This is a genomic window from Fastidiosipila sp. (assembly GCA_012511175.1).
In the GTDB taxonomy this organism is placed as follows: domain Bacteria; phylum Bacillota; class Clostridia; order Saccharofermentanales; family DTU023; genus UBA4923.
The window spans coordinates 41,737-65,460 of record JAAZGO010000011.1 but is presented as its reverse complement, the minus strand read 5'-3'; the positions used below and the strand labels follow the sequence as shown (position 1 = coordinate 65,460).

General features: G+C 55.0%; 23 protein-coding genes. All 23 read right to left on the bottom strand.

The window, feature by feature from the left end; translation table 11 throughout:
- Window positions 1-134 precede the first annotated feature (134 nt).
- Window positions 135-1,589 carry an aminopeptidase gene (locus tag GX839_02495; protein ID NLB04336.1) on the bottom strand — a complete coding sequence of 485 codons (1,455 nt, stop codon included), beginning with the start codon at window positions 1,587-1,589 and terminating at the stop codon, window positions 135-137.
- A gap of 20 nt (window positions 1,590-1,609) precedes the next feature.
- Window positions 1,610-2,044 (bottom strand): Fe-S cluster assembly scaffold protein NifU, encoded by a 435-nt coding sequence (gene nifU, locus GX839_02490; GenBank protein NLB04335.1) that lies wholly within the window; start codon window positions 2,042-2,044, stop codon window positions 1,610-1,612.
- An 11-nt stretch (window positions 2,045-2,055) separates the two neighbouring features.
- The gene (nifS, locus tag GX839_02485; GenBank protein NLB04334.1) at window positions 2,056-3,297 is read right to left on the bottom strand and encodes a cysteine desulfurase NifS; all 1,242 of its coding nucleotides are present in this window, start codon (window positions 3,295-3,297) and stop codon (window positions 2,056-2,058) included.
- A 48-nt stretch (window positions 3,298-3,345) separates the two neighbouring features.
- Window positions 3,346-4,695 (bottom strand): replication-associated recombination protein A, encoded by a 1,350-nt coding sequence (locus GX839_02480; GenBank protein NLB04333.1) that lies wholly within the window; start codon window positions 4,693-4,695, stop codon window positions 3,346-3,348.
- Window positions 4,682-5,926, bottom strand: coding sequence for a serine hydroxymethyltransferase (locus GX839_02475; protein NLB04332.1), 1,245 nt, complete (start codon window positions 5,924-5,926; stop codon window positions 4,682-4,684). The genes GX839_02480 and GX839_02475 overlap by 14 nt, the downstream gene beginning before the upstream one ends.
- A 90-nt stretch (window positions 5,927-6,016) precedes the next feature.
- Window positions 6,017-7,234: a tRNA 4-thiouridine(8) synthase ThiI gene (gene thiI, locus GX839_02470; GenBank protein NLB04331.1), complete on the bottom strand. Its 1,218-nt coding sequence runs from the start codon at window positions 7,232-7,234 to the stop codon at window positions 6,017-6,019.
- Window positions 7,235-7,251: 17 nt separating this feature from the next.
- Window positions 7,252-8,406 carry a cysteine desulfurase gene (locus tag GX839_02465; protein ID NLB04330.1) on the bottom strand — a complete coding sequence of 385 codons (1,155 nt, stop codon included), beginning with the start codon at window positions 8,404-8,406 and terminating at the stop codon, window positions 7,252-7,254.
- Between the two features lie 5 nt (window positions 8,407-8,411).
- Window positions 8,412-9,137 carry a GntR family transcriptional regulator gene (locus GX839_02460; GenBank protein ID NLB04329.1) on the bottom strand — a complete coding sequence of 242 codons (726 nt, stop codon included), beginning with the start codon at window positions 9,135-9,137 and terminating at the stop codon, window positions 8,412-8,414.
- Window positions 9,138-9,238: 101 nt separating this feature from the next.
- Window positions 9,239-10,270, bottom strand: coding sequence for a ribonuclease HII (locus GX839_02455; protein NLB04328.1), 1,032 nt, complete (start codon window positions 10,268-10,270; stop codon window positions 9,239-9,241).
- Window positions 10,263-11,135: a ribosome biogenesis GTPase YlqF gene (gene ylqF, locus GX839_02450; protein ID NLB04327.1), complete on the bottom strand. Its 873-nt coding sequence runs from the start codon at window positions 11,133-11,135 to the stop codon at window positions 10,263-10,265. The genes GX839_02455 and ylqF overlap by 8 nt, the downstream gene beginning before the upstream one ends.
- 81 nt (window positions 11,136-11,216) lie before the next feature.
- Window positions 11,217-11,570, bottom strand: a complete 354-nt coding sequence (gene rplS / locus GX839_02445; protein NLB04326.1) for a 50S ribosomal protein L19 — start codon at window positions 11,568-11,570, stop codon at window positions 11,217-11,219.
- A 114-nt stretch (window positions 11,571-11,684) separates the two neighbouring features.
- The gene (locus tag GX839_02440) at window positions 11,685-12,806 is read right to left on the bottom strand and encodes a hypothetical protein (protein ID NLB04325.1); all 1,122 of its coding nucleotides are present in this window, start codon (window positions 12,804-12,806) and stop codon (window positions 11,685-11,687) included.
- 11 nt (window positions 12,807-12,817) lie between these two features.
- On the bottom strand, window positions 12,818-14,218 hold the full coding sequence (locus GX839_02435; GenBank protein NLB04324.1) for an MBOAT family protein: 1,401 nt from the start codon (window positions 14,216-14,218) through the stop codon (window positions 12,818-12,820).
- Window positions 14,219-14,229: 11 nt separating this feature from the next.
- Window positions 14,230-14,724 (bottom strand): hypothetical protein, encoded by a 495-nt coding sequence (locus GX839_02430; protein ID NLB04323.1) that lies wholly within the window; start codon window positions 14,722-14,724, stop codon window positions 14,230-14,232.
- A 122-nt stretch (window positions 14,725-14,846) separates the two neighbouring features.
- Window positions 14,847-15,611: a tRNA (guanosine(37)-N1)-methyltransferase TrmD gene (trmD, locus tag GX839_02425; protein NLB04322.1), complete on the bottom strand. Its 765-nt coding sequence runs from the start codon at window positions 15,609-15,611 to the stop codon at window positions 14,847-14,849.
- A gap of 2 nt (window positions 15,612-15,613) precedes the next feature.
- Window positions 15,614-16,174 carry a 16S rRNA processing protein RimM gene (gene rimM, locus GX839_02420; protein NLB04321.1) on the bottom strand — a complete coding sequence of 187 codons (561 nt, stop codon included), beginning with the start codon at window positions 16,172-16,174 and terminating at the stop codon, window positions 15,614-15,616.
- Entirely contained in the window at window positions 16,171-16,401 is a 231-nt protein-coding gene (locus GX839_02415; GenBank protein NLB04320.1) for a KH domain-containing protein, read from the bottom strand. The genes rimM and GX839_02415 overlap by 4 nt, the downstream gene beginning before the upstream one ends.
- 3 nt (window positions 16,402-16,404) lie before the next feature.
- On the bottom strand, window positions 16,405-16,650 hold the full coding sequence (rpsP, locus tag GX839_02410; protein ID NLB04319.1) for a 30S ribosomal protein S16: 246 nt from the start codon (window positions 16,648-16,650) through the stop codon (window positions 16,405-16,407).
- A gap of 59 nt (window positions 16,651-16,709) precedes the next feature.
- On the bottom strand, window positions 16,710-18,056 hold the full coding sequence (gene ffh, locus GX839_02405; protein ID NLB04318.1) for a signal recognition particle protein: 1,347 nt from the start codon (window positions 18,054-18,056) through the stop codon (window positions 16,710-16,712).
- Entirely contained in the window at window positions 18,043-18,435 is a 393-nt protein-coding gene (locus GX839_02400; GenBank protein NLB04317.1) for a hypothetical protein, read from the bottom strand. Before GX839_02400 ends, ffh begins: the two co-directional genes overlap by 14 nt.
- A 55-nt stretch (window positions 18,436-18,490) precedes the next feature.
- Window positions 18,491-19,402, bottom strand: coding sequence for a signal recognition particle-docking protein FtsY (ftsY, locus tag GX839_02395; protein ID NLB04316.1), 912 nt, complete (start codon window positions 19,400-19,402; stop codon window positions 18,491-18,493).
- 19 nt (window positions 19,403-19,421) lie between these two features.
- On the bottom strand, window positions 19,422-22,994 hold the full coding sequence (gene smc / locus GX839_02390; protein NLB04315.1) for a chromosome segregation protein SMC: 3,573 nt from the start codon (window positions 22,992-22,994) through the stop codon (window positions 19,422-19,424).
- Complete coding sequence (rnc, locus tag GX839_02385) at window positions 22,988-23,695, bottom strand: ribonuclease III (protein ID NLB04314.1); 708 nt, start codon at window positions 23,693-23,695, stop codon at window positions 22,988-22,990. Before rnc ends, smc begins: the two co-directional genes overlap by 7 nt.
- Window positions 23,696-23,724: the final 29 nt, after the last annotated feature.

Here is a 23,724-nt window from a genome sequence, read left to right as displayed (position 1 = left end):
TCTACACCCACATCGATCAGCGTGCCCTCCATGATGCGGTGGAGAAAAACCCTTTGAATCCCGAACGCCGGCAAAAAAGGACATAAGAAACGGCCCCAGGCCGATGACAGGGGCCGTCTTGGCTTCCAGGCGGCTTAAGCTTGCCTTCTCATCTGCTCAAGGAAAACTTTGTAGGCCTGGTAGGTCTTGTAGACATCGACCTTACTGGTGACCTCAAAGCAGGAATGCATGGAGAGGACCGGAACGCCGCAATCAATAACGGAGATGCCCAGGTCGGCCTGGTAAATGGCCACAGTTCCGCCGCCGCCCTGATCAACCTTGCCGAGTTCACCCGTCTGCCAGGGGATGTCGTGTTCTTCCATCAGGCGCGTGACCTCATTGAAGTATTCTGCATTGGCATCCGAGGTGCCGCCTTTGCCTCTGGCTCCCGTGTATTTGAAGAAAGCAATTCCCCGCCCTGCATAGGCATTGTTCCTGGGGTCGGAAACAGAACAGAAGGTGGGGTCATAGGCATTGGAGACATCGGATGACAGCATGGCCGACTGTTCAATCTGATCCTGGAGCTCGATGGCGGATGGCTCACGTCCCAGCATGGAACGGACCATGCGCCGCTGGATGGAGGGAAAGAGCTGCGAACGGGCGCCTGTGATGCCGCCTGAACCGGTTTCCTCCTTATCGTACAGGACCACCATGCCAGTGCGGTCCAAAGGCATCCTGACATCAATCAGGGCCCGCAGGGCCGTGTAGGCACATACCCGGTCGTCCTGGCCGTAACCGCCGATCATGGAGCGGTCAAAACCGACACACCGGGCTTTTGTGGCCGGTACAATTTCGATTTCCGCAGTGACCAGGTCACGCTCGGTAAAACCGTACTTGTCAAAGAGAACCTGCAGGATGCCAAGTTTGAAACGCTCCTTGACATCCTCACCGCCCGGCAGAGGGATGCTTCCCACCAGCACATTCAATTCTTCGCCTTCAATCACTTCCGACGCGGTCTTTTTCATCTGATCGGCGCCCAAGTGCGGCAAAAGGTCTGTAATGGTGAAGACCGGGTCATCCGGCTCTTCTCCTACAGAAAGTTTGATGGTCTCCCCGTCCTTTGTGATCACAATGCCATGCAGGGCCAGTGGGGTTGCCGCCCACTGGTACTTCTTGACTCCCCCGTAATAATGGGTTTTGAGCAGGGTCAAATCATCCGATTCATATAAGGGGTTAGGCTTCAGATCCAGCCGTGGCGAATCGATATGGGCCCCAACCATGTTAAAGCCGGCGAGGGGGTCAGCAGTTCCGATGACCGCGGCCACCAGGCCCTTGCCATGAACGGTCTCATAGACACGGTCGCCCGGCTTCAAGGCCTTTGCCGGCTCATACTCCCGAAACCCCTCAGCCTGCAGCAATGCCACCGCATCATCAACGAATTCTCGTTCGGTTTTTCCCCGGTCAAGTGCACCCTTGTAATCCTCGCAGAAGTCCATGATGGCTTTCATTTCTTCTTTGTTTTCAGGGTCCCAGAGATTTTTGAATGAAAAGGTCAATTGTTTGCGCAGTTTTTCAATTTCTTCCTTTTGTTTGTCATCCAGTTTGCTCATGCCTTTTCCTTTCATCCCGTTTATTTTTGCTTGTTTTCATCCTGGTTCAGGATCTTAAACTTGGCCAGGCGTTCCGGTGTCATCATGCCGTGATCGATATAATACTGTTCAAGGGCCTTTTTTACAGCCTGTTCTGCCAGGACCGAGCAGTGCATTTTCACTTTCGGCAAACCGTCCAGAGCCTCCGCGACAACCTGATTGGTCATATCGAGCGCCTCGTCTGTTGTCTTGCCGATAATCAATTCGGTCGCCATGCTGGAAGTGGCAATGGCGGAGCCGCATCCAAAAGTCTTGAATTTGGCGTCGACAATGACATTATTTTCGATCTTCAGATCCATTTTCATGATATCGCCGCAGATGGGATTCCCCACGGTACCTGTCGCATCAGCGTCGGGAATCTCCCCCATGTTCCTCGGGTTCATGAAATGATCAAGGACTTTTTCACTGTATTCCATTGTGTCCTCCCTCAAGCCAGGCCGTAGCCGCCCCTTATTTTAACATCTGTTCCCCCCTCCGGCGGAATCAGGGCCGTCAATTTTTGTCTTTTGTAGTCGGCGTAAAGAGGTGACATCTCTCTCAAGCGCTCGATGACCAGGGGAATATCAATAAGGAAACGATCGATATCGTCCTCCTCTGTTTCCCTGCCGATGGTAAGGCGCAGGGAGCCGTGCGCGATTTCGGCCGGCATCCCGATGGCGAGCAGTACGTGGGATGGATCAAGAGAGGCGGACGTGCAGGCCGAACCGCTTGAGCAGGCATAACCCAGGGTGTCCAGCAGAAGAAGGATGGATTCTCCTTCGATGAATTCAAAAGAGAAGTTGGCGTTATTGGGCAGCCGCTTTTCAGGATGGCCGTTCAGTTTGGTGTGAGGCACACTCTCAATGACGCCTTTGATCAGGCGGTCCCGCAAAGCAATTTGCCTTCTTGATTCTTCTTCCCTCTCCTGGATTGCCAGCTCGAGGGCTTTGGCAAAGGCTGCCGCAAAGGCGACATTTTCTGTCCCTGCCCGCTGGCGCCTCTCCTGGGCACCGCCATCCATGAAGGGTTCGAGACGGAGCCCCTTTCGTTTGTAGAGGACGCCGATCCCTTTCGGCGCGTAGAGTTTATGGCCCGAAAAAGACATGAGATCACAGTTCATGCCGCGCGGCTTAACCGGCAGGGCCCCCAGGGCCTGGACCGCGTCGGAATGAAAAATGACATGCGATTTTTTACAGATGGCGCCGATTTCCTCAATGGGCTCAACCGTTCCAATTTCATTATTGGCCATCATGACGGAAACCAGAATGGTGTCGGGGCGAATGGCCGCCTCGACTGCCTGCGGATCGACCAGGCCCTGATCATCCACCTCCAGGTAAGTGGCCTCAAAGCCCTCTTTTTCAAGCGCCTCCATGGTGTGCAAAACCGCATGGTGTTCGATGGCTGAGGTAATCAGATGGCGTCCCCTCCCCTGTCTTGCGTGGGCCACGCCTTTGATGGCCCAATTGTCCGACTCCGTCCCGCAGGAGGTAAAAAAGATTTCCTCGGGCAGCACCCCGAGGCCGCCGGCAATGGATGCGCGCGCCTCTTCCAGGATCCGGGCGGCCTGGTGGCCTTCTTTATAGAAAGATGAAGGGTTTCCGTAGCTGTCACGCAGGATTGACATGACAAGATCAATGACCTCCGGGCGGGGCGCCGTTGTCGCGGCATGATCGAAATAGACCCGCGGCAGCCCGGGTGCATTCCGTATCCGCTCTTCCAATCGATTATCCAAGGTCTTTCACCTCATTTCTTCGGATTTTTCATGACGGCTGCGCCTGATCTCTTTAACCCTGTCCATCCATTCAGCGATTTTGGACTCGTAGCCATTTTCTGACGGCTCATAATAGACCGTTCCGGCCAGTTCTTCGGGCAGAAAAGACTGGCCTGATATGGACTGGGGGAAATCATGGTCGTAGAGGTAGCCTTGCCCGTAACCCAAGTCTTTCATCTTTTTCACCGGCGCATTTCTCAGGTGGAAAGGAATGGAAACCGGCCGGCCTTCTTCAATATCGGCAAGTGCCTTGTCAATGGCCAGACAGGCGCGGTTGGATTTGGGACTGGTCGCAACAGCGATCACAGCCTCTGCAAGAACAATCCGGGCCTCCGGCATTCCCGTCATCAGGGCAGCCTGCCAGGCATCGTGGGCAATGGAAAGCATCTGGGGATTGGCAAGCCCGACATCCTCTGCCGCGCAAATGGTAATGCGGCGGCCGATGAAACTGATGTCCTCACCTCCGGCCAAAGCCCTGGCCAGGTAAAATACCGCCGCGTCCGGGTCACTTCCCCTCATGGACTTGATCATAGCGGACACCGTATCATAGTGTTCCTCGCCATCTGGATCGAAACGTGAAATTTTCTTCTGCATGGAGTCCAGGATGGTCTCCCGGGTCAGGACGATGGAGCCATTTTCGTCGACGGGCGTCGTCAGTGCAGCCAGCTCCAGGCCGTTCAGGGCAATGCGTGCGTCGCCGCCGGAAAGCCTGGCAATCATTTCCAGGGCAGCCTGGTCAGCTTTGACGGCAAGGCGGCCCAGTCCCCGGTCTTTGTCCCGGAGTGCGCGATTCATCACCTCCAGGACCTCCTCTTCGGACAAGGGATGAAGCTGAAAAACAGTTGACCGGGAGATCAGGGATTTATTGACCTGAAAGAAGGGGTTCTCGGTTGTCGCCCCGATCAAAATCAGGCGGCCGCTTTCGACCGAGGGCAGGAGAGCATCCTGCTGGGCTTTATTGAAGCGGTGTATTTCATCGATAAAAAGAAGGGTCCGCCCGCTGGGAGTCAGAAGCGGATTCTCCGTATCGGCGATCACTCTTTTGATGTCTGCGACACCCGAAGTCACTGCGTTCAGCTGCCTGTAGCCAGTCCGGGTCGTGTTGGCAATCACATGTGCCAGGGACGTTTTCCCCGTTCCGGGAGGGCCAAAGAGAATGATGGAGGAAAGCCGGTCGGCCGTGATCATGCGCCACAGCATCTTTCCTTCCGCCAGAACATGACGCTGGCCGACAAAATCGGCCAGCGTCTCCGGCATCATGCGGAAGGCAAGCGGTTCGCGCCGCCCGCCGGCAGTTTCCTGCTCAGACGAGATCATGGTAGAGCGGGAATCGCTCGCAAAGCACAGCCACACGGCTGCGGATTTCCTCCTGACTTTGGTCGAACTGGAAGATCGCTTTGGCAATCAGTTCAGCTATTTCATGCATTTCAGCCTCGCCCATGCCACGCGTCGTGACAGCTGGCGTGCCGATACGCAGTCCGGAGGTCACCATCGGCGACTCGGTTTCGAAAGGAATCGTGTTCTTGTTGGTTGTGATGCGGACGCTGTCCAGGCGATCCTGCATCTCTTTCCCGGTCACACCCGCCTTTTTCAATTTGAGAAGAAGCAGGTGGGTATCCGTCCCTCCAGAAACCAGATCGATGCCGCGCTGACTGAGCGCCTCTCCCAAGATACGGGCATTGTTGACAACCCGGGTCTGGTATTGGCTGAAGGAGGGGTCGAGTGCCTCTTTAAAGGCCACAGCTTTAGCCGCGATGACATGCATCAAAGGACCGCCCTGAAGTCCGGGGAATATGGCCGAGTCGATCTTGCGGCGGTATTCCTCCTTGCAGAGGATAATCCCTCCGCGCGGGCCACGGAGCGTTTTGTGTGTGGTGGAGGTGACGAAATCGGCGTATGGGACAGGGTTCATGTGGAGACCCGCAGCAATCAGGCCGGCGATGTGCGCCATGTCAACCAGCAGGAAGGCTCCGACTTCATCGGCTATTTCACGGAATACTTTGAAGTCAATGGCCCTCGGGTAGGCGCTGGCACCTGTCACGATCATTTTTGGCCTGAAGTCACGGGCACGCTTGCGGACAATGTCGTAATCGATCTGCTCCGTCACCGGGTCAACCTGATAAGCCTCGGCGCGGTAATATCTGCCGGAAATATTGATCTTCATCCCGTGGGTCAGGTGGCCTCCATGGGCGAGATCCAGGCCCAGGATGGTATCCCCCGGCTCCAGCATGGCAAAATAGACTGCCGTATTGGCCGAAGCCCCTGAATGTGGCTGGACATTGGCATGCTCCGCCCCGAAGAGCTTTTTCAGACGGTCAATGGCCAATTGCTCGGCAACGTCAACAAATTCGCAACCGCCGTAATAGCGCCTGCCGGGGTAGCCCTCAGCGTATTTATTGGTCATGATGGAACCCATGGTTTCCAAGACAGCCTGGCTGACGAAATTTTCCGAGGCAATCAGCTCGAGGTTCTGGCGCTGACGGCTCAGTTCGTTCAGCAGGGATCCGTAAATATCAGGATCAACAGCTTTAACGTGCTCATATGGCATTATCTAACACCTCCTTGAAAGGGAAATTTTGTACACAAGTATAGTAACACAAATGCTTTTCGGGTAAGGAAGAAAGGCCTGGCCGAAAAGTCAGGCTTCCGCGCCCAAGTGAGGGTCAATCAGTTTCCTGCTTACCCTGGCCATGGCCTGGCTGACCAGATCGTCCATGTCCAGATCCCTTTCGGCCCGCAAGGCATCTTCGGGCGAGGGGTGGGTTTTTGGATGTTTGGAGACAAAGACGGTGCAGCAGTCATCGTAAGGGAGAATTGAGGTTTCAAAAGTTCCTATCCGGCGCGCAATCCCGATGGTGTCATTTTTGTCCATGCCGATGAGTGGCCGGAAGACCGGTCTGTCCGCCGCCGCATCGGTTGCAACCAGGGCCTCCAGGGTCTGGCTGGCTACCTGGCCGAGGCTCTCTCCTGTGATCAGGGCCTTGGCGCCTGCCTCCTCCGCCAGTCTGGAGGCAATCCGAGTCATGACACGGCGCATCACAAGCGTCAGCATGTCCTGGGGGCAGAAGCGGTTCAATTCCAGCTGGATGTCCGTAAAATCGACGACATAAAGATTGATGCGACCGGCGTATCGGGCCAGCAGAGCAGCCAGCTTTTCAACCTTGGCAAGCGACTGCGGCCCCGTATAAGGAAAGGTATGAAAATAGACAGCGTCAATCATCATGCCCCGGGATGCCATCATGTAGCCTGCGACCGGGCTGTCGATCCCGCCGGACAACAAAAGCATGCCCCGCCCGCTCATGCCGACCGGCAATCCTTTTGCCCCTTCCACGATGTCATGGTAGAGATAGATCCGGTCCCTGATCTCGACAAAAAAAGTCAGATCGGGGTCTTTCATCCTGACCGACAGCTGATGGGGCCATCGCTGCAGGAGAAGATCACCCAGTGCGCAACAGAGTTCATAGGAGTTCAGGGGAAAGGTCTTGTCAACGCGGCGCACGTCTATCTTGAAACTTTTAGCCCCCGCTCCCTTCAAAAGGCCTTCCGCATGGTCCAGCAAAGTCGATTTGAGCTGCTCATAATCCGTTTCCAGTTCAAGGGCGGGACTGAGGGAGACGATGCCGAAGACCCGGGAAAGCCGGCTGATCGCCTCCTCCATAACCGCCCTGTCCCTCAAGGCCTGGTCAGCGGCGCTCCTGATCCAAATGCGGGAGTGACTCTGTTCGATCTCAAAAGAACCCAGCTCTGCCAGGCGCCTTTTCATATTGCCGATCAGGCGGCTGACAAAGCGGCCACGGTTGAGCCCTTTAAGGGTGATCTCACCCAGTCGGACCAGGATCAACGGATCATATGCCATGGCCGCCACTGGCTCCCCTACTGCCCTTCAAGGGCATAGTGCGAACGATGGGCGGCAATACGGTCTGCCAGATGCCGGATTTCCTCGGGGCTCTGGTTAGGATTGAAACTGATCCGGACCGCTGACAGAATGGTTGCCCTGTCAAAGCCCATGGCGGTCAGGACTCTGTTCTCGCCACCCTTTTTTGATCCGCAGGCAGAACCGGTGGAGATATAGATGGATTCGGCTGACAAGGCGTGCATGAGTGTCTCCCCGCGTATTCCCGGAAATGAAAGCGCTAAGACATAGGGCGAGCCATCTTCCGGCGACAGGATCCGATGGGGAATTTCGCGCAGGGCCAGCTCATGGAGAAACTGCCTCCTGCGAGCAGCTGTGAGATCCAGATTGGAAGCCAGACGACCCACATGGTACTTGACCGCATCTGCCAGGGCCAGGGCACCGGGAACATCAACCGTTCCGGAGCGGACGCCGGATTGCTGGCCGCCGCCGTGGAGAAGTGGCATCAGCTGGATGTTCACCCGCTTGATCAGCAGGCCGGTACCTTTGGGGGCTCCGATCTTGTGGCCCGCCGCTGATGCCAGGTCAAGACCGGAAGCCCGGAAAGAAAAAGGCAGTTTGCCGCAGGCCTGGACGATATCGCTGTGAATGACGGCCTGAGGCGCCAGGTTGCGAATGGCCGGAACGAATGACTGAGGGTCGTTGATTGCGCCGGTTTCATTGCTTACCGTGATCAGGCTGACAAGGAAAGGCGGATTATCCCGCAAGGCCCCCTCAAGCGCCGAGCGGTCAAACCGCCCGGTCTTAAGCAGCGGTATCCGGATCAGATCAAAACCCTGGCTTTCCTCAAGCCAGGCCATTGAAGCCAGGACAGCGTCGTGTTCGCCGGCTGATGTAACCGCCCGTTTCGGCTTCCTCCGCACCAGGCCGGCTGTTCCTTTGATGGCTAGGTTGATCGATTCCGTACCGCCCGAAGTAAAGAAGACTTCTTCAGGTAAACAGTCAAGTGACCGTGCAATGGAACGGCGGGCCTCTTCATAAAGCCCTGCAGCCTGAATTCCGCCGGCGTGGGCGGAAGAGGGATTGTTGGCGGCCCGGGTCAGATGGAGAGCATAAAGCTCCATCACCTGGGGCAGAACCGGAGAAGTGGCTGTGGTGTCAAAGTCGAAAAACAAGGTCTTCAGTTGATTTCCAGTTGCAGGAGATCCGGCCGGAGTACCACCCGCAAGTGCTCGCAGACTGCTCCATTTCGTCCGTAGAGCTGACCGGTGACGGCCAGAACAATGGTCCTGCGGGGGATCTCAAGTGCTGTGGCCTCCTTATTTTTTGCGGGTCTTGCCAGAAGGGCCACATTTCCTTTTACCGGCAGGAAGGCATACTTATTGCTTTTAATCTCAATCATGCGTTTCCCCGAAGAAATACTCTGTCCAAGATTGGGGAAAACCTGCGCGGAGATATGGGAAGTACACCAGCCGTAGATGCGTTCCTCAAACATGATGGGCCACTGGAGCATCCAGTAGCCTGCATGTTTGATGTCAGGGATACTGAAGGCAGCGTCAAGCTCAGGATCCGGATCCATGTGCTGGACCGGCTGCAAATTGATGTCGTCATAAGAAGCCAGGTTGAGGAAACTGAAAGTCAGGGCATTAAAATGAGGAATTGAAAAACGCTCCGGTTCGACGGCGACGAAGGTCCCTCTCCCCTTCCGGATCTCCAGGATGCCGTCTGATACCAAATCAGCGATCGCCTGCCTGACCGTCGGACGGGACAGGTCAAGTTCCTGGCAAAGGGTCATCTCGGAAGGAATACGCTCACCCTGGCGGTAAGCGCCTTCCTGTATACGCTCAACAATTAATTCCCGAAGCTGTGCATAGAGCGGAACACTGCTGTGCCTGTCAAGTTTCATGTTGATGTCTCCTCCGAAACTGATGCTTACATCATATCATAGACACCGGGAGCAGATAGTTGTCAGCACAAGCTTTTTTCGATGAGCCGGATCCCGCAAAACTAGAAGGGAATAAACTGTATTGAGTCAATCTCTCCCCTGGGCCCCAGCCTGGCTGCCGCGAAAAGAAAGGTGAGCGGACAATCTTCAAAGCTAGTTTTCCCGCCGATCCAACGGGCCGCCGTGCGACGGATTTGCTCCATCTGCCTCTTTTGAAGCGACTGCTCGATGCCCCCGAATGACTCGCTGCCAATGCTCCTTCCCTTGCATTCAATAACGTAGAGTTTTCCCCTGTGATGTGTAATAAAATCGATTTCTCCGATACCAGGAACAGCGTAACGATGCTCCAGGATGGTATGCCCCCGGCTGATAAGTTCCTGGGCAATCTGCCGCTCCACCCTCAAACCGATATGGTAGGGTGTCTGGGGCAAAGGTTTTCCTATGATCCCGGACAGAAAGGTCCTGCGGTGAATCGGACAGGGCCCGTATTGCCTGATGGCATCCCTGTGGGCCTGGGTGCCGTAGCCCTTATGGGCGGCAAAACCATAGACCGGATAAACCTTATCCCAGTTTTCCATCATCCTGTCCCTTGCGACCTTGGCCAGGACAGAAGCCGCCGCGATCACATTATGTTTGGCATCACCTTTCGGTTCGGCAAGCACCGGGTAATCGAAACCCTGCAGGGCCACTGCATCGACCAAAGCCATGTCCGGCTTTCTGGGCAAGTCATCCAAGGCCCGCTTCATGGCCGCCTTTGTTGCCTGCAAAATATTGATCCGGTCGATTTCTTCCGGCCCCGTCATGGCGATTGCCCAGGCCGGCGATTCCTTGCGGATGCGCTCGTAAAGAACCTCCCTGCGTCTGGCCGACATTTTTTTTGAATCATTCAACCCGTAAAAGGAAACATCTGCAGGCAAAATACAGGCTGCTGCAACGACAGGCCCGGCAAGCGGCCCCCTGCCCGCTTCATCCACGCCCGCCAGTGCCCGATAGCCTTTGGCTCGAAGCTCTTCTTCAAAAAGACCCATGGCCTCGAACCGTTCAATATCACGCCGGCTGATCCGGATTACAGGATTCTCGTCTTTTTCAGTCATGGAGTGTTTTGTCCCCGGCCGGCCATTCAAGCGTCAAGCGGCCAATTTTCCCGGAACGGAAATCGTCCAGCAGCATGGCGGAAAACCTGAGTAAATCGGCCTCCCTGCCCGAAAGGAGGCAACCCATCTCCCGGGCAGCATCCTCAAAGCCCCCGTCTTGACCGTAACGGGCTTCCATCTCAGCCGGATAGGACTGAAAGAGTTGAACATAGAGCCATCGGGCGACCTCCTCCAGGGGCAGGATGCTGTCGCGTATGGCACCGGTTGCAGCCAAAGACAGGGCCGCCTGCCGATCATCAAGTTTGGCTGGCAGGATACCCGGCGTATCCAGAAAATGCAGTTCATTGCTCGACCTTAACCAATTTAAATCCCGCGTCACTCCCGGCCGGGCCTCAACACGGGCCGATCGCTTCCCGACAAACTGATTGATCAGGCTTGATTTTCCCGTATTGGGGATGCCCGCGACAAGAACCCTGAGCGGCCGGGCAATCCGGCCCCGTCCCTTTGCTTTTTCGAGCAGGGGCCGATGGAATTGAAGCAATTCCTGCCGGATCAGGCCAATATCCGCCCTTTTTTTCAAATTACAGGGCAAAGCTCGAATTCCCTGGTCCTGGAAGGATCGCACCCAGTCCACGCTGATGCCCTGATCAGCCAGGTCGGCATGCGAGAGAATGAGCAAATGGGGTTTGGCCGGGGTAAACTGTAAAAAAACAGGATTGCGGCTGGCCAGGGGGATGCGGGCGTCAGCCACTTCAACGACGAGGTCAATGTAACGCCAGTTGTTTTCCAATTGGCGGGCGGCACCCGCCATATGACCGGGATACCAGTGGATTTGCCTGTCGCTCTTTCTGTTTCTGCCTTTCATCACAAAACAGTATACGCTAACGGCGGCAAAGAAAAAGACGGCATGACTGCCGTCTGATCCTTGTTGTTTGCATAACGACAATCAGTTTTTGGTCGGAAGTTTCTCGCGTACACGCGCTGCCTTGCCGACCCGGTCACGCAGGTAAAACAGTTTGGCGCGCCGGACCCGGCCCTTGCGCAACACCTCAATTTTGGCGACTTTCGGCGAATGGACGGGAATCACCCGTTCGACCCCCACACCATAGGCGACCCGCCTGACCGTCATCGTTTCATTCAATCCTTTGCCTTTGCGGCCGATTACCGTTCCTTCATAAACCTGGATCCGCTCACGCGAGCCTTCGGTGATCCTGAGATGAACATTGACGCGGTCTCCGATTTCCACCTTATGATGCTGATCACGCAAAAAAGGTTCTTCAACCGCTTTAACGTAGTCCATATTGCGTTCCTCCTTTACATTCATCGGATGTTCTTGCACGCAATTGCAGCGGACCACCCGTTAAGCCTCAAGCATCATAACAGATGGAAAGGGCCATCGCAAGCGCCTGTAACCCTAGCCCAAAAAGGCTCCCGGCGAATTGAGCACGGAAGTTGAGTAGAGATGGAGCACGTCGGCATCCGGGTTGATGACGGCAAGTCTGGACACAGCCTCCATGGTTATGTACCGCAGGTCGATCACAAGGATCTCGCTGTAGGCAGCCGTCAGAAGAGGAATCAGGCTGGATCCGAATGAATCGCGAAAGACAAGGAGCTGCCTTCCGTTCGCTTGTGCGGGGTTGTCAAGACGCAAAAGCGGCCTGGCCCCGCCCATAAACAAATCGTAAAGATCTGCTCCCTCCAGCCTGTCTTCCCTGTAGATACCCGAAACTTCACCCGTGACAAGGTCAAGAACTCTGATCCCGCTCAACTCCTCATTGACAAACCAGGACAGGGTGTCGGCCTCGACTGGCAAGGCCGCTTGGCCTGCGTAGGTGCCCAGGTAGGGGGAAAGGCTTTTAAGCCGGTAGTCCCGGCCGCTCACCCGGTACAGTGAGCCCAGTGCCTCCAGCAGCCGGTTGGCAACCTGCAGCAGCTCTGTTTGTTTCCAGTGGGGATCAGTCCTGTAGTAGTCATCGAGGGAGAGGTTCTCAAGGAGCGGCAATAGTGAAATACGGGGGTCAATTCCCCCTTCGATCAGTTTGAGCATGGAATTATACGAATAGTGCGGATAACCGCCGCTGTCAGCCATGAAGACATTTTTGTCGGGAATGAGGGCAAAACAATGCTTGCCATTCCCATACAGATAACTTGTGTCCGCCTGCTTGAAAACTGACAGCGCCTTGTCAACTGCCCTGTCATGCAGAATTGGATCCAATCTTCCCAGATGCCCTTCCTGCCGGTAATAAAGCTTGTAATCGCGTTGACGCAAGCCAAAAACCCGGATGACTGCATTCAGTTCCCGCCAATCGTCACGTGCCGGGAATTGGTCAAGAAGGCAGGTTTCCAGATAAGAAAGATAGTCAGCAAGGCCGGCGCCCGGGTGGGTGCTGAGGTATTCCTGAAAACTCATGGACTGGGCAAGCGGCCGCCGCTCGACTTCTGACACGGACCGGTCCGCGGTCGCCAGCGAAAACAGGGGGACAGCAAACAGGATTGTTAAGAAGAGGATGATGACTGAAAGACTCCGGTATTTCATAGCAGGCCTTTCTAAAACCTGAAGTATAAGAATGGGTTGAAGGATCCGTCCACCAGTGAACTTGTTGAAAAAAGCAGAACAAAAACCAGGCCGGCCGCCTGGGCCAGACTATGGATTGTGCCCGCGAGAAAACCCTTCATTCTTTCCATAAACCGCTTGGGGAGGGGCGTCGCACCTATCGCCGCAATCAGCATGATCAGCAGATAACTCTTTGTGTAATAGACGGCCATGGCATCAGTGAGCGGCAGGGAATTGAATCCGAACATCCCCTTTAGCCTGCCCAAGGCCTCAGCCAGATTGTCTGCATTGAAAAGGACGAATCCCAAAAGAACCAATAGAAAGGTGTAAGCGGTGCTCAGAAGGGCCGGAAGTTTCGCAAGCAGCCGCCCGAGGCCCGCGCGTTCAAGTATCAGGAGGAGGAAATAGAGAAACCCCCAGGCCACAAAATTCCATGAAGCGCCATGCCAAAGACCGGTCAGGAGCCACACGATCAGCAGATTGCGGCCGGTTTTAAGAACAGAGCCGTGGCTTCCGCCCAAAGGTATATAGAGGTAGTCCCTGAACCACGATCCAAGCGATTGGTGCCAGCGGCGCCAAAATTCCGTGACGCTCCGGGAAAGGTAGGGATAATCAAAGTTTTCCAGAAATTGAAAACCAAACATCCGTCCCAGCCCGATAGCCATGTCAGAATAGCCTGAAAAATCAAAATAGATCTGCAAAGTAAAGGCAAGTGCGGTCATCCATGAAGAAAGCAGGGAAGCTGAACCGCCGGAAACCAGATTCTGCTGGAATTCCGCCAGTGTGTTGGCCAAGAGGACTTTTTTTCCTAGTCCCGCGACAAAACGGACGATGCCGGACTCAAAAAGTTCCATCGTCACCTTTCTTTGCCTGATTTCCCCCTGAATGGTCCGGAAACGTACGATCGGCCCCGCGATCAGCTGCGGAAAAAGAGATACGTACATAAGAAAGTTGAAAGGGTTGCGTTCCGCTTCCACCTCCATCCTGTATACATCAATCACATAAGACAGGATCTGAAAGGTGTAAAAACTGACACCGATCGGCAAAACAAGCTGCAGCGGGGCGATCAGGCCGGGTCTGACCGCATTCAAGTTTCCGGTGATGAATCCGCCGTATTTGTAAACAAGAAGCGGGGCTGTGATCAGCGCCATGGCCGAGGCAAGGGCCAGCCGGCGCAGGCGGTTGCCTGTCAGGCGATTGACTGTAATGCCGGACAGATAGCCTGCCATGGCAGTCAAGACCATGACCAGGGTAAAACGCGGTTCCCCCCAGGCATAGAAAAGGAGGCTTGCCATGAGGAGAACCGCATTCTTCAGCCGGCGCGGCGTCAGGTGATAGACAAGAAGAAGGGCTGGCAGAAAATAATAGAGAAAGGTGATGCTGGAAAAGAGCATGAAATGACCTGTTAAGGGACAAGGTCAAATTCTGCTGCGCCGGTGATGGCGCTGACCTCTTCAACGCTTCCCATGACAAAGAGGACCAGGCGCCCCTTCACGCCGGCAGCTATGGTTTCAGCCTCGACACATATCCACTTGCGGCGATCTGCTTTTTCCTTCAGCTCCCGGGCGAATGCGGACGCTTCCTGACTGTCTGCCACTTTGAACAGCCCCATGGCAAAGGGATGGACATTGATCATTGGTTGCAATGAGTATCCCTGTTCAAACGAGGTTTCAAGACGCTCTGCGCCTATCAGAAAGGCGGCTTCCTCCTGCCCGGTCTCTTCCAGGCTTCCGCTTTCAAGCAATTCTTTCATGCCGGCCTTTTCAACCATACCGGTCATAAGATCCTTTAAGTCGACCATCTCTTCTTCTCCACCATCCGTCGCTTTGCTGTCGGCAGCTTTACAGGCCGATACGAAAACCAGCGACAAGAGCAGCACCATTACGAGAAATCTTTTCATTTTTAACTCCTGTGATTCAATCGATGATGGGCGGCATCATTCATCCGCCGCCTTATACGACGCCGGTTCCATCTTTGAGGTTACTTTGTGACAGTGACGGGATTTGACAGATCTGCCCTGATTTATTCAGTTGATTCGTCTAAAGCATCTCTTTGCATGGCCAGGCGCTCGGCCAGAAGCTCCCAAAGCTGGGGGTCGATCGGGGTTTGCTGCAAGAGGAAAGGCTTTTTTTGCAGGGTTTCCAGAAGTTGCATCAAACGTCTTTCACGGTCGATGTCAGCCTGGTGTCCGGATCGGAGCACCCCTGGAACTTCTCTCTCCCTCCAGACTGCGGGCCGGGTGTATTGCGGCCATTCAAGCAGGCCATCCGAAAATGAGTCGATTCTCCAGGCCTCCTCATCGGGCAGCACGCCGGGGATGAAACGGCTGATGGCATCAATCATGACAGTGGCGGCCAACTCACCCCCGGTTAAAATGAAGTTGCCGATCGACACCTCCTCGACCCCGATTTGGTCCAGCACCCGGCGGTCAACACCCTCGTAGTGGCCGCAGATAAAAACCAGCTGTTCCTCCACTGAATACTCCCTGGCCTTTCGATGGTCGAAGACCTGCCCGGCAGGTGAAAGGTAAATGGTCCGGACATCCTGACTATCAGACACCACCGATTGCCAGGCCCTGTAAATGGGTTCACACATCATGACCATGCCGCGACCACCTCCATAAGGTGCGTCATCGACCTGTCCGTATTCGTTGACCGCGAAGTCTCTGATGTCAACCGTTTCCAGCTCGATCAGCCCTTTTTCCAGGGCACGCCGGGTCATGCTGAAATCCAGGGCCTGCCGCACCTGTTGGGGGAAAAGAGACAAAACAGAAAACTTGAGCGGCACGGTCAGTCCTCAACCGGACTGTCTTCCAACTGCCGGTAAAGCTCAAAGAGTCCATCCGGAAGTTCCACTTCCATGGACCTGAAATCAGGGTCAACTTCCTTGACAATGGATCGCAAAAAGGGAATGAGGACATCGGCCTGTCCTGCTTGTGAAACAACCAGGATGTCCCCGCTCCCCGTGTCCATTACATCTGTAACCATGCCGAGCAGGCCTCTTTGACGGTCGCGCACCGCTGCTCCCAGCAAGTCGCCATAATAAAATTCGCCTTCGCCGGACAGCTCAAGGGCATCTTCCCGCCTGACAGCCAGCTTGACCCCCGCCAAACGGCGGGCTGCCTCCCGGTCGGCAATTCCCTGGAAGGTCAGCAGAAGACCCTGAGGTACCGGCCGGCATCCGGACAGAGTCAGTTTTTCGACCGGTTCCTCCCCGGCATCATCCATGGCATAACAAACCAGGCCCTGGAAAAAACGCTCGGGGTCGTCGGTCAGGCTTCTGACCAGTACTTCGCCTTTGATACCGTGCGCCCTCTGACAGGCGCCAATAAGGAAGAAGGGACGTTTCATGAAAGGATATCTACAGAAACACGTTTGTTGTCCATGGCCCCTTTGGCCTTCATGATGGTTCTGACCGCATGTGCACGCCGGCCGCCGCGGCCGATTACCCGGCCAATGTCATCAGGATTGGCGCTTACAGTAAGGACGATTTCTCTTCCCTGGATTTTTTCCTCGATGACCAGTTCCTCAGGAAAACGGACCAGTGGTTCGATGACAGATTTTAGCAATTCTTTCATTTTTTACTCCAAAATTCCGTTATACTTGAGTAATTTTTTTACGGTATCTGTTGGCTGGGCACCCTTGGCGATCCAGTCCCTGACTTTGTCGCCGTCGACTTTGAAGGTTGACGGATCAGTGTGGGGGTTGTAAGTGCCGATTTCCTCGATGAAGCGGCCATCGCGCGGGAAACGCGCGTCAGCGACTACAACGCGGTAGTACGGTTGTTTTTTCTTGCCTACTCGTTTGAGGCGGATTTTTACTGCCATAAGTTCCTCCATAATAAGGTAGATTTATCTTTGCCGGGCCTTGGCGCCCGTCATAAGCGTTAGAAGCCGAGCCCCCCAAAGGGCAGCTTGCTCCGGCGGCGTCTGCCGCCCTGTCCCAGGAATCCGAATTGTTTCATCATTTTCATCATATCATCGTAGCGTCGTACCACCCGGTTGACATCCTGTACCTCAAGGCCGCTCCCCCTGGCGATACGCCGTCTGCGTGAGGCATCCAGTACCCTCGGGTTTTCCCGTTCACGCAAAGTCATGGATTGGATGATGGCCTTTGTCCTGGCCAGGTCTTTCTCATCAATGTCCATGTCTTTGAGTTTTCTGCCGGCCCCCGGTATCATGGCCATCATTTCTTTGATGGAGCCCATGCCCTGGATCTGTTCCAGCTGCTCCAGCATGTCCTGCATGGTGAAGGTATTTGCCTTAAGGCGCTCGGCAGTTTTTGCGGCCTGCTTCCCGTCATAGATATCAGAGGCCTTTTCGATCAGGGTCAAAACGTCACCCATTCCGAGAATGCGGGAGGCCAGGCGATCAGGGCGAAAGACCTCGAGGTCGCCCGGCCTTTCACCTGTGCCGATCATTTTGATGGGCTTGCCGGTCATCCGCCGGATAGACAGTGCCGCCCCGCCCCTGGCGTCCCCGTCCAGCTTGGTCATAATAAAGCCGTCCAGCCCGACCTGGCTGTCAAAAGCTTCCGCAATATGGACGGCTTCCTGGCCGATCATGGCATCAACAATCAGCAGACTTTCATCCGGCTTGATAGCCTCATGGATGGATTTCAGTTCTTCCATCAGCCCGTCATCGACCGTCATGCGGCCGGCCGTGTCAATAATCACGGTATCGCACATCATGTAGCGAGCCCGCTCCAGGCCCTGCCTTGCGAGGGCCGGGGCGCTCTTCTCTTCGGGATTGATGAAGCAATCAACGCCTGTCTGGTCCGCCAGTATCTGCAATTGTTCCTGTGCGGCAGGCCGATGGACGTCGGCTGACACCAGCATTGGCTTCTTGCCTTTTTCTTTCAGATGAAGCGCCAGCTTTGCCGCCGTTGTTGTCTTTCCGGTTCCTTGCAATCCGTACAGCATGATGACCGTAAAGCCGGTCGGTGAGACGGCAAGTTTTTCTTCCTTTCCAAGGACACCGACCAGGGCTTGGTGCACGATTTTAACCACTTGCTGGCCTGGCGTCAGGCTCTGCAAAACTTCAGCACCGCGCGCTTTTTCGGCAATTTCCTCCGACAGGTCTTTGACAACCTGATAGTTGACATCAGCTTCCAGCAAAGCCAACCGGATCTGCCGCATCATGTCCTTGATGTCCTTCTCGGTCACACGGCTTTTGCCGCGCATGGCATCGGTGATCCGGGTCAGCCGTGAACTGAGATTCTCAAAGAGCGCCATTCAAGTTATCCTTCCCGCCGGGCCCCTGTTCCAGCAATTTCATCATGGCTTCAAGTGTCAGGCCAAGCTCCTCCCTATCCCCCGTTTCCTGCAGATGCATGCCCTTTTTGATCAGGGCTTGCATCTGCCGATCACGCCGGGCCAGCTCAAGCGTGTCCTCCAGGGTGCTGAGCCGTGCCACCCCTCTCCTGATCTGGTCATGGATTCCCTGCCGCGACAAGCCGGTGTGTTTGGCGATTTCTGAAAGTGACCAGTCCTCATCAAAATAGAGGGTCAGAACCTGACGTTGACGCCTGCTGAGCAGATCGCCATAGTAGTCCAGCCAAAGGCAAACATCGGTGTGAAAAGAGGCCTGTAAAGGCTTGGCTTCATCTTTCATGAAATCAGTATAATCAGGTGCCGCCATACTGTCAAGTAATTGTATTGACAGACCTTCAGGCTTGCGGCAATAAGGCTTCCAAAAAGAGCGAGCGGTCAAAATCCTGCAGATCGCCCACCCCCTCCCCCAGGCCGGCCAAGCACAGTGGCAGGCCGGTCTCCCGGGCGACGGCTATGGCAACTCCGCCTTTGGCGCTGCCGTCCAGTTTAGTGACGGCCAGGCCGGTTACCTGAGTCGCTTCATGGAAGGCTCGGGCTTGGACAATGGCATTCTGGCCGGTAGTCGCATCGATAACCAGAATGGTTTCAAGAACGGCGTCCGGAGCCTCCCGGTCAATAACGCGACGAATTTTCCCCAGCTCATCCATGAGGTTCTTTTTCGTATGAAGCCTGCCGGCTGTATCAACAATGAGCAGTTCCGTTTTTCTTGCATGGGCCGCCTGAATCGCGTCAAATACCACGGCTGCAGGATCAGATCCGGCAGCGTGCGCAATGACCGTTGTCCGGGTACGCTCCCCCCACACTTTCAACTGTTCGATTGCTGCGGCACGGAAGGTATCAGCGGCAGCCATCATGACCCGGAAGTCTTTTTCCTTGGCCCTTTGTGCCAGTTTTGCCGCCGTTGTCGTCTTGCCGGTTCCGTTTACGCCGACCATCAGGTAAAGGGACAGCATGCCTTCCTTGACGGTCAGGGTTTTCTCCGCCATCATGGCACCGAGCGAGGATTTCAAGACAGCAAGAACGCTTTCTCTTGAAGCATCTCCCGTCAGCCGGATATGTTCACGGATGGCTTCGATGGCTTCCGTTGACGCGGTCATGCCGCAGTCGGCCTGGATCAGCATCATCTCGAGTTCGTCCAGCATCTCGTCATCGAAAATGCCAAGCCCTGCGGCCATCCTGTTGAGGTTGGCCGTCATGAATTCACGTGACTTCTTCAGGCCATTCTTGAAGGTTTCAAACAAACTCACCCGGCCACCTCGAATTTGATCAGTCCCCGTAGGGCAGCGCCGTTGAGAGTACCATTGACAAAACGCGCGATATTCCCCGCTCCTGCATGGTCACGCCATAAAGCCTGTCTGCAGCTTCCATGGTACCTTTACGGTGCGTGACAAGGATGAATTGCATGGACCAGGCATAACGTCTGATATAGTCGGTAAAGCGTTTGACATTGGCATCATCCAGGGCCGACTCCACCTCGTCAAAGACGCAAAAAGGGGCGGGTTTGAGCTTCAGGATGGCGAAAAGGAGCGCGATCGCGGTCAGGCACCGCTCACCACCCGATAAAAGAGAGAGTTTTTGCAGTTTCTTGCCCGGCGGCTGTGCCCTGATCCCGATGTCAGCTGTCAGGACATCTTCGTCACCCTCCAGGACCAGTTCCGCCTGTCCTCCTGAAAACAATTCAGCAAAGACCTGGTTAAAATTCTGATTTACCTGATGGATGGTTTCGCTGAACTGTTCCCGCATGGATTGATCAAGCTGGCCTATAACACTCTGGAGCTCAGCTTGTGCCGCTTCGATGTCCTGCCGCTGTGATACGGTGAAATCGATTCTGGACTTCAAAGACTCAAAGTCGCGGATGGCGTTATGGTTGATGGGGCCCAGTTCGTCAATCCGGCGCTTAAGTTCGTCGCGCTCTGCCGTTGCCTTGGCAAGCGACGGGATGGAGTCCGCCTCACCTTCCGCTTCCGCCCGCGTCAAGCCATGTGTTTCCCAAAGCCGGTTCAGCTGATCGTCGATCTGTTGCTCTGCCCGCTGCGTTTCGGCCTTTCGGCGTTCGAGTACCGTTTGGAGTGAGGCGACGAGATCCCCCGCGCTGTTCATGGAACCCAAGAGAGCACGCTGGCGGGTAAAGGCCTCTTCGCGGCGGGTCAGCAGGTCCTCCAAAGAGGCCCGGCTCGCCTTAATCATTTCCCCGATCTGACCCAGGGCCTTTTCATTCAGCTCAATGTCGTTCCTGGCTTGTTCCATTTTCCGAGTCTGGCTCTCCCACTCCCGTTCAAGTGAAGAAAGCCGCAGACGGGCTGCTTCGATTTCCCGGTCCGACTGCGCCGCCCTTTTATCAAAACCAGCCAGCAAGTCAGCGATCGAAGCGATGGAAAGTTCCAGTTTGGTTACGGTTTCCCGGCAATCATGATAAAGGCTTAGCTCCTCTTCATGCTCCGTTTTGAGTGTCCCGATGCCTTCCTCCAGATCCTGACGTTCTCTTTCCCCCTCCTGGATATCCTGCCCCATCCGGGCCATGGAGCCGTCAAGCTCGGCAAGCCGTTCCGTGAGCCGGGCTTCCTCTTCCTCCAACTTTTCCCTCTCTGTTTGGATTCGCCGGAGAGCTGATTCTTTCGCTTCCTCTTCGGCTTCAAGCCTCACAAGTTCACGCCGGGCCTGAGCCAATTCCTCCAGGATGCCTTCCTCCGACTCGGCAAAGGAACGGAGTTCTTCTTTGGCTGCATCGAACTTTCTCCTGGTCTCTTCAAGCTCTCCCGCCATTTCCGCAGCCTCCTGCCTGGCTGCCTGGATGCGCCCGGGACGCCCCAGCACGCCCGTTGACCGTGCCGACCGGTGACCGCCTGTCATGGACCCTCCCCTGTGGACAACGTCACCGTCACGTGTTACCACTGAATAACGGCGGCCGGTCTTCCGGCTCAGCTCGACGGCATCCTCGAGCGTTTGCACCAGCAGGGTCCGCCCCAGGGTATAGCGGACCGCGGGGAGGATAGCCTGATCACAGATGACGGCCTCACTGGCAAGCCCTATCCAGCCTTTGCTTGTTGAAGCGGTATCCAGCGTTTTTTGATCCACGGTGCCAAAGGAGAGTGATTGAACCGGCAAAAAGGTGGCACGGCCTTGACGGGTTCGCCGAAGCCAGTCAATCCAGTACTCGGCTGTTTCCTCCTTGTCGCACACCAGGTGATGGGCAGAGGCGCCAAGGGCTATTTCAACCGCCTGCCGAAGTGTTTCAGGGACGGTCAGCAGAGAACCCAGAGGGCCGTAAATTCCCCCGCGGGCCGTCTTCCCCTCTTCCTGCATGATTTGCCTGACCGGTTGCGAATATCCCTCATAATCCAGTTCGAGCCGTTCAAGTGTATCCGCCTCATAAGCCAATTGTTTAATTTTTCGGCTGAGCTCCTCCGCCGCCTGTTCAATGGAATCAGTCTGACGGTGACCCTGCTGTGTATTCTTTTTGGCTTCAGCCGCCCGGCTTTGCAAAACCGTAATGCCATCTTCACAGGATGACCTGTCACGGCCGAGATTTTTCAGGTATTCGGCAGCGGTGGCGATTTCTTCTGCCAAGGTTGATTTGTCAGTTTTAAGGCGCTGGAAACTTTTCTCCAGAGCCTGCTTTTCCCCCGCCATTTCCTGGAGTGAGGCGCGGATGTCCGCCAGCCGGCTCATTCTCTCTTCCCGCCTGACAGTCAGATCGGAGAGGTCTTTTCCATGGCCGTCAGCCCTTTCTTTCAAAGACAAAAGCCGCTTCTTTTCGCCTTCCAGTTGTTTTTCCAGAACATTGCGGCGCTGCATAAGATCATCACGCTCAGACGCACGTCCCGCCAGATCCTGCTCAGCTGCCATGACCTGCATGACCAGCCTGTTCTTTTCTTCCAGAAGCGATTCCGCTCCCTCTTTGGAGCTGGAGTATTTTTCCTTGTAAAGTGCTTCAAGGCCAATATGCTCGGTCTCTTTCACAGATAACTCGTTGAAATGCGTCTGTTCAAGCTCCAGTTTACGGTCGAGCTGATCAATGGTATGTATAGAAGATTCATGGTTTGCCCGCTCATGGTCTTGTGCTTTTCTTGCTTCTTCAAGATCTGCTTCAATCAGGGAGGCTTCGCTCTCCTTTTTCGCTTTCTGGCTTTCCAGCGTTTCCAGCTGCCTCAAGACAAGAGCTGTGTCAAGCTTGCGGAACCGCGACGCCAGATCCATGTGGGAACGCGCATCTTCAGCTTGTTTTTCAAGCAGTACCGCCTGGTTTTCCAGTTCTGCGAGCAGATCGTCGACACGGACAAGATTCTGTTCACTCCGCTCAATCTTGCGCAGTGCCTCTTCCTTGCGGCTTCTGAACTGGACAATGCCGGACGCTTCCTCGAATATGGCCCGCCTATCCTCTGATTTATTGCTCAGAATTTCATCCACACGCCCCTGCCCGATGATCGAGTAACCGTCCAGGCCCACCGCTGTGTCCATCAGCAGCCTGTTGATATCCTTCAGCCTGCAGGGAGTTTTATTGATCAGATATTCACTGTCACCCGACCGGAAATACCGTCTGGTGAGCGAAACTGTTTCGTAGTCAATGGGTAGAATCTTCTTGGAATTGTCAAGGGTCAGGGTCACTTCAGAAAAGCTGACCGGGCGTCGTTGTGCGGTCCCGTCAAAGATCACGTCTTCCATTCGCTGTCCCCGAAGGGTTTTTGCGCTCTGCTCGCCCAGCACCCAGCGGATGGCGTCGGTTATGTTCGATTTGCCGGCCCCATTAGGACCAACGATCGCTGTGATACCTTTGTGAAAATTGATTTGCGTATATTCGGGAAATGATTTAAACCCCTGGATCTCAAGCGATTTCAGCATGGTCCTGTTTCATCTCCCGTCAAGCTTTCCAGAAACCGGCGCGAAGCTTCCTGTTCCGCTGCCTTTTTGGTTTTCCCTACACCCGTTTTTTTCAGCTGACTGTCGATGTAAAGGCCTACGGTGTATTGCCGGTCATGGTCCGGTCCGCTTGTTTCAAGAACCCGAAACTCCAGATCCATCTTTTTATGCGACTGGGTCCACTCGAAAAGCCTGCTTTTAAAATCGTTGTCGAGACCGCCGTTGACGGCCAGCTTGAAGTAGGGTTGCAGCAAGCGGATCACCACTTGCCGGGCAGCCTCCATTCCCCTTTCAAGGTAAATGGCACCGAGGACCGCTTCGACAGCGTCGGATAAATTGGAAGGGTTGGATCCGCCTCCTGTCAGGAATTCGCCATGCCCGAGCCTGAGAAAGTTCCCCAGTTCGAGCGACAGTGCCAGCTGGGCAAGCGTCCGCTCACAGACCAGACCCGCGCGGATTTTGGTCATCATTCCTTCGGGGGCATCCGGGTTTTCTGCGTATAGATGTTCCGTCACGATCAGCTGGAGGACAGCGTCACCCAGGAACTCAAGCCGCTGATTATCCCGGGTTGCATTTTGCTGTTCGTAGGCATAGGAAGGATGCGTCAGCGCTTCTGCAAGCAACCGGCGGTTTTCAAAAGAGTAACCGAGACGGTTCTCCAAAATGGAAAAATCGATTGGCACGTCGTCTGATGGGTGCGCCCTGGTTTTCA